Raw genomic sequence first — 7,894 nt, 5'->3', positions numbered from 1 at the left:
CCGGCGGCTGGCCGGCCCGGATGATTTGCATGGTGCCGGAAACGGGAAAAATATGAGGGAGGGGGGATTGCGCATGCGAGGACTGAACCATGAACAGGAAGGCGGCCGGAAGGAACAGTACCGAAACCTTACCCATCTTTCCGATGTGGCGTTTCATCTATCACCTTGCCCGGCGGCTTTCCGGTTTTCCTGGAAGAGGGCTCTTCTTCCACCCCCTATTAGACGAAACCTTTGGGAGTTGTGCAACTGCCTCCGGACCCGGATTTCTCATTGCGAAACCTCCTAAATCTCCCGGGAATCCGTCCGGGAGGAGATAATGCCGGTATCAATGCCCGCATACTGGAGATTTCCCCGGATCCGGCCGTGTTCTATCTTGATGCAAAGGTCCATCACCACCTCCAGGCCCGCCTCGCTCGCCCGCCGGGCGGCGGCCTCGTTGATGACCCCGAACTGGAGCCAAAGGGCCTTGGCGCCGGCGGCGATTGCCTGGTCCGCGATTTCCTCCACCTCCTCGGGGCGGCGGAAAACGTTGACGATCTCGGGCGGCTCGGGAAGGGAGAGAAGATCGGGGTAGCAGGTCTTTCCCATGATCTCCCCGTAGCGGGGATTCACGGGGGTGATCCGGTAGCCCGACTTGTTCATGTAGTAGGCGACAAAATAGCTGGGCCGCATCTCGTTGGCCGAGAGGCCGACCATGGCGATTCGGCGCATCTGGCCCAGGATGCGGCGGATGACGGCGGGGTCTTGGTAGGGGCCGGATGGCATTCGCCGGATTCCAGAGGAAAAAGCCGGGCCCCGCACCCCGGCCCGGGGCCGGAATGCGGGGTGCCGGGGGGTTATTTCGTCGCGGCGGCGAGGGCCTGATCGATGTCCCAGAGGATGTCGTCCACGTGCTCGATGCCCACCGAAAGGCGCACCAGATCCGGGGTCACGCTGCCGGCCTTCATGTCTTCCTCGCTCAACTGGGAGTGGGTCGTCGAGGCCGGGTGGATGGCCAGGCTTTTTGCATCGCCCACGTTCGCCAGATGGCTGAGAAGCTGCAGGGCATTGATGAACTTGACGGCGGCGGCGTAGCCTCCCTTGATCCCGACCGAGAAGATCGAGCCGTTTCCCTTCGGAAAATATTTCTTGGCCAGAGCGGTGTAGGGGCTGCCCGGCAGTCCGGGATGGCTGACGAAGGTGATCCGCGGATCGGCCGCGAGGTGCTCGGCCACCTTTTGGGCGTTGCTGCTGTGCCGCTCCATCCGCAGCGGGAGGGTTTCAAGCCCCTGGAGGAAGAGGAAGGCGTTGAACGGGCTCACGCAGGAGCCTATGTCGCGCATCCCCTCGACCCGGGCCTTGATGATAAAGGCCAGCTCTCCGAACGTTTCGGTGAACTTCAGGCCGTGGTAGCCGGGAGAGGGGTCGGTGACGGACTTGAATTTCCCGTTGTTCCAGTTGAATTTCCCCGAATCTACGATGACGCCGCCGATGCTCGTGCCGTGGCCGCCGATGAACTTGGTGGTGGAGTGGATCACCACGTCGACGCCCCACTGGATGGGGTTGCACAGGAAGGGGGAGGCGAAGGTGTTGTCCACGACGAATGGCACCCCTTCCTCGTGGGCGATCTTGGCGATCGCCTCAAGGTCGGCAATGTTCGAAAGGGGGTTGCCGATCGATTCACAGTAGAAGGCGCGCGTCTTGTCTGTCACCGCCTTGCGGAAGTTTTCCGGGTCTTGCGGGTCCACGAATTTTACGTTGTAGCCCAGCTTCCGGAAGCTGACGTCGAACTGGGTGTAGGTGCCACCGTAGAGGGTGGCCGCGGCCACGATCTCATCCCCGGCCTCCAGAAAGTTGAAAAAGGTGAGGAATTGCGCCGCCTGGCCCGAGCTTGTCGCCAGGGCGCCGACGCCTCCCTCGAGAGCGGCCATCCGCTCCTCGAACACCGCCTGGGTGGGGTTCATGATGCGGGTGTAGATGTTTCCGAATTCCCGGAGACCGAAAAGGGCGGCCGCGTGCTCCGAATCCTTGAAAACGAAAGAAGTCGTCTGGTAAATCGGTACCGCCCGGGCGCCGGTCTCGGGATCTGGCCGTTGTCCAGCGTGCAGGGCGCGGGTCTCGAAATGAAATTCCCGGTTCACATCTGCCATATCACTCCCTCTGCCTGAATGAGAAAATATGATTTTTCCAACGAGGATGCGCATTTTCTACGCAAAAGGCAGGCTTCGCAAGGGCGGGCACGCGCAGGGCGGTTGCGAGGCCAGAGAGTTTTTTATCTATTTGATTTTATTTGTGTTATTTTTGATTTTGGAGGAAAGAGGGAGAAAATCCCATGTTTTCTAGGAGAATTTCTTAAGTCCCTCGGCGTTCCGCCGATAAGTACAAAAGCAGAGGGATTTGGTTCACAGCGATTTCAGCATTTATTGCTGTTTTTCGGGAGTTTTCAGAGGGGGGCAAGAAGTCATGGCAGACCCCAATGTCATCACTGCCGTAGCGCGCGGCCTCCGGCCGCCCTTGATCTTCGGGGCCATTGCGACCGCACGCTCCGATGTGGCGCGGCTGGTCGCCACCAAACAGGTGGCCGACGAGCGCCTGTTGGTGACGATGATCGCCGCGGACGTCATCCAGTCCCCCAATAACATCAATCTTGTCGTCTAGCGTCTGCCTCGCCGGTATGTGCCGGCCCCCCGCGGTCCCTTTTTCCGGTTCGAAAAAAGAAATCGCCACCCCAAACTTCCCGCATTGACGCACCCGGAAGGCCCCCCTATACTCCCCACGTTTTCAGGTAGGATCACTCCGCCCGACTTCTGGAAAATCATTGATACATGGTGCGAATCCTTCTCTCAAACGACGATGGCGTCAGCTCCCCCGGCCTAGCGGCCCTTCATGAGGCGGTCTCACCCCTGGGGGAGGTCCTTGTCGTCGCCCCCGACCGGGAGCAGAGCGCCGCGAGCCATTCCCTGAGCCTCTACCGCCCCCTCCGGGTCGAGAAGGTGCGCGAGGGGTGGTACGCCGTGGACGGAACCCCGACCGACTGCGTAAACCTGGCCCTGAACGGCCTCTTCAAAGAGCCCCGGCCCGACATCGTTCTCTCGGGCATCAACAAGGGCGCCAACATGGGCGATGACATCACCTACTCGGGGACGGTGGCCGCCGCGATGGAGGCCACCCTCATCGGGTTGCCCGCTATCGCTTTCTCGCTCTGCTGGGAGGACGGGGGCGCTTTCCACTTCGAGCTGGCCAAGTCCTGGGCCCGCCGCATCACCGAGGAGACACTCGCGCGGGGGCTGAAGCGGGACGTCCTCCTGAACGTGAATTTCCCCAACATCCCGGAAGACACATGCGCCGGAGTGCTCTTCACCCGGCAGGGAAAGCGTATTTATGCGGACACCATCGTCGAAAAAATCGACCCCCGCGGGCGGGAGTATTACTGGATCGGCGGAAACGGTCTCCGCTGGGTGAACGAGCCCGATACCGACTTCGAGGCCATCACGAAAAACAAGATTTCCATCACCCCCATCCGCCTCGACCTCACCGACTTCGAAGCGATGAAAGAGATGGAGCAATGGGACCTCCGCTAAGGGGCCGGAATATGAACCGGGGGGAGAGCCGCCACTCCCGCGCCCGCGAGGAGATGGTCGAGGGGCAGCTCGCCGCCCGGGGCATCCGCGATGCGCGCATCCTGGACGCCATGCGGCGGGTGCCGCGCCATCTGTTCGTGCCCGATTTTCTTGAGGAAGAGGCTTATTCGGACAAGGCGCTTCCCATCGGCCACGGGCAGACCATCTCCCAGCCGCTGATCGTGGCCGCCAGCCTCGAGGCCCTCGCTCTTCAAGGAAATGAAAAAGTGCTTGAGATCGGCGCCGGTTCCGGCTACGTTACCGCTCTTCTGGCCGAGCTGGCCGGAAGCGTCCGCGCCATCGAGCGCATCGGCGAGCTGGCCGACGCCGCCCGCGCGCGCCTCGAGGAGATGGGCTACCGGAACTTTCAGCTCCGGGGGGCGGACGGCACCTACGGCTGGGCAGACGAGGCACCCTTCGACCGCATCATCGCGGCCGCCTCGGCGCCGGAGGTCCCCGAGCCCTGGCGGCAGCAGCTCGCCCCCGGCGGAAGGCTGGTCATGCCGCTCGGCGGCGGGGAAGGGCAGGAGCTCGTGATCATCGCGCGCGATGCGGCCGGAAACTTCTCCGCGCCCAAGGCCCTTGCGAATTGCGTCTTCGTCAAGCTGGTGGGAAAGTACGGCTGGAGAGAAAACGGAAAATAAATTTATCGGGGCGTAGCGCAGCTTGGTAGCGCGCCTGCTTCGGGAGCAGGAGGCCGGAGGTTCAAATCCTCTCGCCCCGACCAATTAAATCTCTACAAACCAGATACTTTGGTTTGGTGTGCCATTCTTGACCTTGGTGATATCGCCTTCTCGATGCGCCACACCCTTGTTCCTTGAAGGGGGTAATTTCAGCCCCTAAGCATCGGAATGACATTATGCCTGATTGGATCCAAGTTCTTCTCCAATATTCCGTCACTGGTGGTGTAGTTGCTGGCGTAATCGGTTTTCTGTCCAGATCCTTGATCAAGCATTTTTTCGACAAGGAATTAGAATCCTTTAAGAGCCAAGCAACAAACGAACAGAAAAAAATTGAAATCCTATTGAATGAGCGAGCAATCATAATTAAAGATATTTACCATCAAATTGTTGCTACACACAGCGCATTTCAAGATTACATGAATCCCTCTCAATTTACTGGGGAAGGCCTTCCAACGAAAGACGAAAAAGGTGATTTGGCCGCTGAAAATGCCAGGAAACTAATTTCTTTAATCCAAAAAAATATCATTTATTTCAATGTGGAATTATCCAAAAAATTAGAACGTCTTGAGGAAACATTACGGAAAATATGGCTAGAATATGAAATTTCAAATGAATCAGGCAACAAAGATTACAAAAAAGCTTTTGCGGTTTACAAAGATGTAAGCGAGGGCCTCGTCCCCGAGATCAGACGAGATCTTGCAGGCGAATTCAGAAGATTACTTGGGGTAAATTTCGACAGAACAAATTAAACCTCTTTTTTTGCGCCTATCCCGAAGGCGGCAACGCCCCGCGAACTGAGTCCCGATCTCGGTTGACCGCAGAACATCCCGCCGAAGATAATCCAGATACCTTCAACTGATTTCGCGCCAAAACCTTCTCGCCGGGGGGGGGCTTTATCCGGCCGCCCCAACAGAGGGAGGAGGCGTTCGCTTTCATCCACGGAAAGGGGTTTTTATGCGGCAACAGCCATCGCGGGCAGGTCAAAACTGGATTTTCGACAACTTCCTCAAGCTCTCGGAGAACGAGGACATCCTCCACCCCGGCGTCATGGGCGGGCGCCTCGAGCGCGGCTTCCGCTACGTGGATCTTCAGGCGGTCTACAGCCGGGTGAAGGGGCGGCGCTCCTTCCCGAAGGCCTGGGCCTACCAGGCGGCGAAGCAGGAGGAATTCGCCGGGGCGCACGAGGAGAAAGGCCACACCCTCACCGCCGCCCAGCACTACCACCGCGCGGCGCTCTGCTGGGCACGGGCGATGCACCTCATTCCCATACACGGCAATCCCCGGAAGGTGGAATGGTACGCGGGCCTGGCGCGGTGCCACAAAAAGTTCCGCGAGCTGCACGGAAACAAGATCGAGAAGCACGCCCTCGAATTCGAGGACGGCAAGAGCGCCTACATCATCTTCATGGCGGCCGAGGGGGCGGGGCCCAAGCCGACGGTGCTCATCATCCCCGGCATGGATCAGGTCAAGGAGGACAATCTGAATCCCTGGAACAACTATTTCCTCCAGCGCGGGATGAACGTCTGCGTCATGGACGGCCCCGGCCAGGGCGAGTGCACCATGAACGAGGTGTGGGTGGATCATTCCAACTACGCCCGCGCCGCGAGCCGGGTGATTGATTTCCTCTGCGAGCATCCCGAGGTGGACGCCGGCCGCGTCGGCCTCTTCGGGATGAGCATGGGGAGCCGCTGGGGGGTCGAGATCGGCGCGCACGACAAGCGCCCCAAAGCCGTCATCGGCCAGATGGCGAACGTCGGCCCCTCGGACATCATCTTCAACCACGCCCAGCCCAACTTCCGGCGCATCTACATGTACATGGCGAACATCCACGACGAGGCGGCGTTCGACGCCTTCATCGAGGAGCGCGACAGCATCTGGCTCGGCATCGCCGAAAAGCTGGAGGCGAACTACCTCCTCGTCGCGGGCGACATGGACGAGCTCTGCCCGCCCGAGGACATTGACGTCTTCATGAACACCCTCAAGTGCCCGAAAGAGCACTGGCTCTACGAGGGCGTCTTCCACCCGATGGGCGAAGTGGCGGCGGACATCTACCCGGCCATCGCCGACTGGATGCTGGACACGCTCAATGGCGGCCTGCCGAAGGGCCACGACAAGCGCATTTATGTGGCGGAGTACATCTAATGTCGTGTCCCGGAAATACCTTGAATAAGACCATTGGCAAATTTGTCATTCCGAGGGAGCACAGCGACCGAGGAATCTGCTTGTTTCAAAAACAGATTCCTCGCTTACGCTCGGAATGACATTTTTTGCTTCCGGCGCTGACTTCCGAAACCTATTTCTGGAACGCAACACTAACCGCGGCTTCGGCACCGAAGGGAGGAGAGCGTCATGAAAGACTATTTCCCGGAAAACTACCCCTGGACGCTGGCGATTTCCGCGATGGGCTGCTGCGGGATGCCGGCCTCGGTGATCAATGATGTCTGCGCCGGGCTCAAGGAGGTGGCCCCGCTGGGCCATCCCCAGGGGCCCGAACGCTGGTACCAGGCCTGGACGGTGTGCGGCGAGAGATTCGCCCGCATGGGCCGGGCCGATTTGGAGCAGGGGCGCCCCCTCAGCGCGGGGCGGAAGTTCATGCGGGCGGCGGTGGCGCATTTTTACGCCAACCGGCTGATCTCCCACCGCGATCCCCGCAATCTGGAGGCCTATAAAAAGGGCCTCGATACTTTCAAGTTATATCTAGAAAAATCTGGAGAACAGGCTGAACTTATTGAAGTTCCATATAAGGATACGACGCTTCCCTCTGTCTTCTCCCGGGCACCGGGCGAGGGCCGGAAGCCCTGCATGGTCCACTTCGGCGGCTTCGACTCCATCAAGGAGGCCACCTACATCACGAACGCCGAGACCTTCCGCCGGCGGGGGATTTCGGTGCTCTACGTGGATCATCCCGGCGTGGGCGGGGCGCTCCGCCTGCGGGGGCTGGCCGCCTTCCCGGAGACCGAGGTCCCGGCCGGGGCGGCGGTGGACTATCTCGAGGGGCGCGATGATGTGGACGCCGATCGCATCGGGATGATCGCCCAGAGCCTGGGCGGCTACTACGGAACGCGGGCGGCCGCCTTCGAGAAGCGCTTCAAGTGCTGCATCGCCTGGGGGGCACTCTGGGACTTCGAGGAGCTCGCCTGGAAGCTCATCAAGAAGGCGGGTGGCACGGGGGACGCCCCCTCGGTGACGGATTTCACCGAGCATCTCCTCTGGGTGTTCGGTAAGGACACCGTGGAAGAAGCGATGAAGGTCGCCGCGGGCTGCAAGCTCGAGGGAGTGATCGGCAAGCTGACGGTGCCCTATCTCGTCCAGCACGGAGGAAACGATCGGCAGGTGCCGCTCGCGCACGCCCGCAAGAGTGTCGAGGGAGCGGTGAACAGCCCCCGCGCCGAGATCAAAATCTTCTCCATCGAGGAGGGGGCCTGCGAACACTGCAATTTCGATGACCGCGAGATCGCGAACGACTACATGGCCGATTTCGCGGCCGAGGTCCTGGGCGGGCACACAAAGTCCGGATGAGCGGCAGGTAGTGGGTCAATTTGCACAACGGACCCGTGGTGTCATTCCGAAGGAGCGCAGGGTGGGGCCCGCAGCGACTGAGGAATCTGCTGT

At 60.2% G+C, this 7,894-nt stretch carries 8 protein-coding genes and 1 tRNA gene; 7 read left to right on the top strand and 2 right to left on the bottom strand.

Annotation, left to right across the window (positions count from 1 at the left end; translation table 11 throughout):
* Positions 1-282: 282 nt before the first annotated feature.
* Together O2807_08980 and O2807_08975 are read right to left on the bottom strand one after the other, a co-directional pair.
* Entirely contained in the window at positions 283-765 is a 483-nt protein-coding gene (locus tag O2807_08980; GenBank protein MDA1000628.1) for a CoA-binding protein, read from the bottom strand.
* A gap of 71 nt (positions 766-836) precedes the next feature.
* Positions 837-2,129, bottom strand: coding sequence for an O-acetylhomoserine aminocarboxypropyltransferase/cysteine synthase (locus tag O2807_08975; protein ID MDA1000627.1), 1,293 nt, complete (start codon positions 2,127-2,129; stop codon positions 837-839).
* Positions 2,130-2,442: 313 nt separating this feature from the next.
* On the opposite strand from O2807_08975, the gene O2807_08970 reads away from it, so the two are divergent.
* The 7 genes from O2807_08970 to O2807_08940 all read left to right on the top strand — a co-directional run bounded on the left by O2807_08970 (position 2,443) and on the right by O2807_08940 (position 7,801).
* Entirely contained in the window at positions 2,443-2,637 is a 195-nt protein-coding gene (locus tag O2807_08970) for a hypothetical protein (GenBank protein ID MDA1000626.1), read from the top strand.
* A gap of 170 nt (positions 2,638-2,807) precedes the next feature.
* Positions 2,808-3,560: a 5'/3'-nucleotidase SurE gene (gene surE / locus O2807_08965; protein ID MDA1000625.1), complete on the top strand. Its 753-nt coding sequence runs from the start codon at positions 2,808-2,810 to the stop codon at positions 3,558-3,560.
* Between the two features lie 11 nt (positions 3,561-3,571).
* Positions 3,572-4,243, top strand: a complete 672-nt coding sequence (locus O2807_08960) for a protein-L-isoaspartate(D-aspartate) O-methyltransferase (protein ID MDA1000624.1) — start codon at positions 3,572-3,574, stop codon at positions 4,241-4,243.
* Positions 4,244-4,249: 6 nt separating this feature from the next.
* Positions 4,250-4,326 (top strand) — tRNA-Pro (locus tag O2807_08955).
* Between the two features lie 132 nt (positions 4,327-4,458).
* On the top strand, positions 4,459-5,031 hold the full coding sequence (locus O2807_08950; protein MDA1000623.1) for a hypothetical protein: 573 nt from the start codon (positions 4,459-4,461) through the stop codon (positions 5,029-5,031).
* A 205-nt stretch (positions 5,032-5,236) separates the two neighbouring features.
* Complete coding sequence (locus O2807_08945) at positions 5,237-6,424, top strand: alpha/beta hydrolase (protein ID MDA1000622.1); 1,188 nt, start codon at positions 5,237-5,239, stop codon at positions 6,422-6,424.
* Positions 6,425-6,631: 207 nt separating this feature from the next.
* On the top strand, positions 6,632-7,801 hold the full coding sequence (locus O2807_08940; protein ID MDA1000621.1) for a prolyl oligopeptidase family serine peptidase: 1,170 nt from the start codon (positions 6,632-6,634) through the stop codon (positions 7,799-7,801).
* The last annotated feature ends 93 nt before the right edge of the window (positions 7,802-7,894 follow it).

It is taken from the genome of bacterium, from assembly GCA_027622355.1.
Lineage (GTDB): Bacteria > UBA8248 > UBA8248 > UBA8248 > UBA8248 > JAQBZT01.
This window is presented reverse-complemented; position numbering and strand designations above follow the sequence as displayed.

Bases quoted from the DNA above. Each gene is read 5' to 3' on its own strand.
- O2807_08980 (MDA1000628.1), bottom strand. From the start codon at position 765: ATGCCATCCGGCCCCTACCAAGACCCCGCCGTCATCCGCCGCATCCTG.
- O2807_08975 (MDA1000627.1), bottom strand. From the start codon at position 2,129: ATGGCAGATGTGAACCGGGAATTTCATTTCGAGACCCGCGCCCTGCAC.
- O2807_08970 (MDA1000626.1), top strand. From the start codon at position 2,443: ATGGCAGACCCCAATGTCATCACTGCCGTAGCGCGCGGCCTCCGGCCG.
- O2807_08960 (MDA1000624.1), top strand. From the start codon at position 3,572: ATGAACCGGGGGGAGAGCCGCCACTCCCGCGCCCGCGAGGAGATGGTC.
- O2807_08950 (MDA1000623.1), top strand. From the start codon at position 4,459: ATGCCTGATTGGATCCAAGTTCTTCTCCAATATTCCGTCACTGGTGGT.
- O2807_08945 (MDA1000622.1), top strand. From the start codon at position 5,237: ATGCGGCAACAGCCATCGCGGGCAGGTCAAAACTGGATTTTCGACAAC.
- O2807_08940 (MDA1000621.1), top strand. From the start codon at position 6,632: ATGAAAGACTATTTCCCGGAAAACTACCCCTGGACGCTGGCGATTTCC.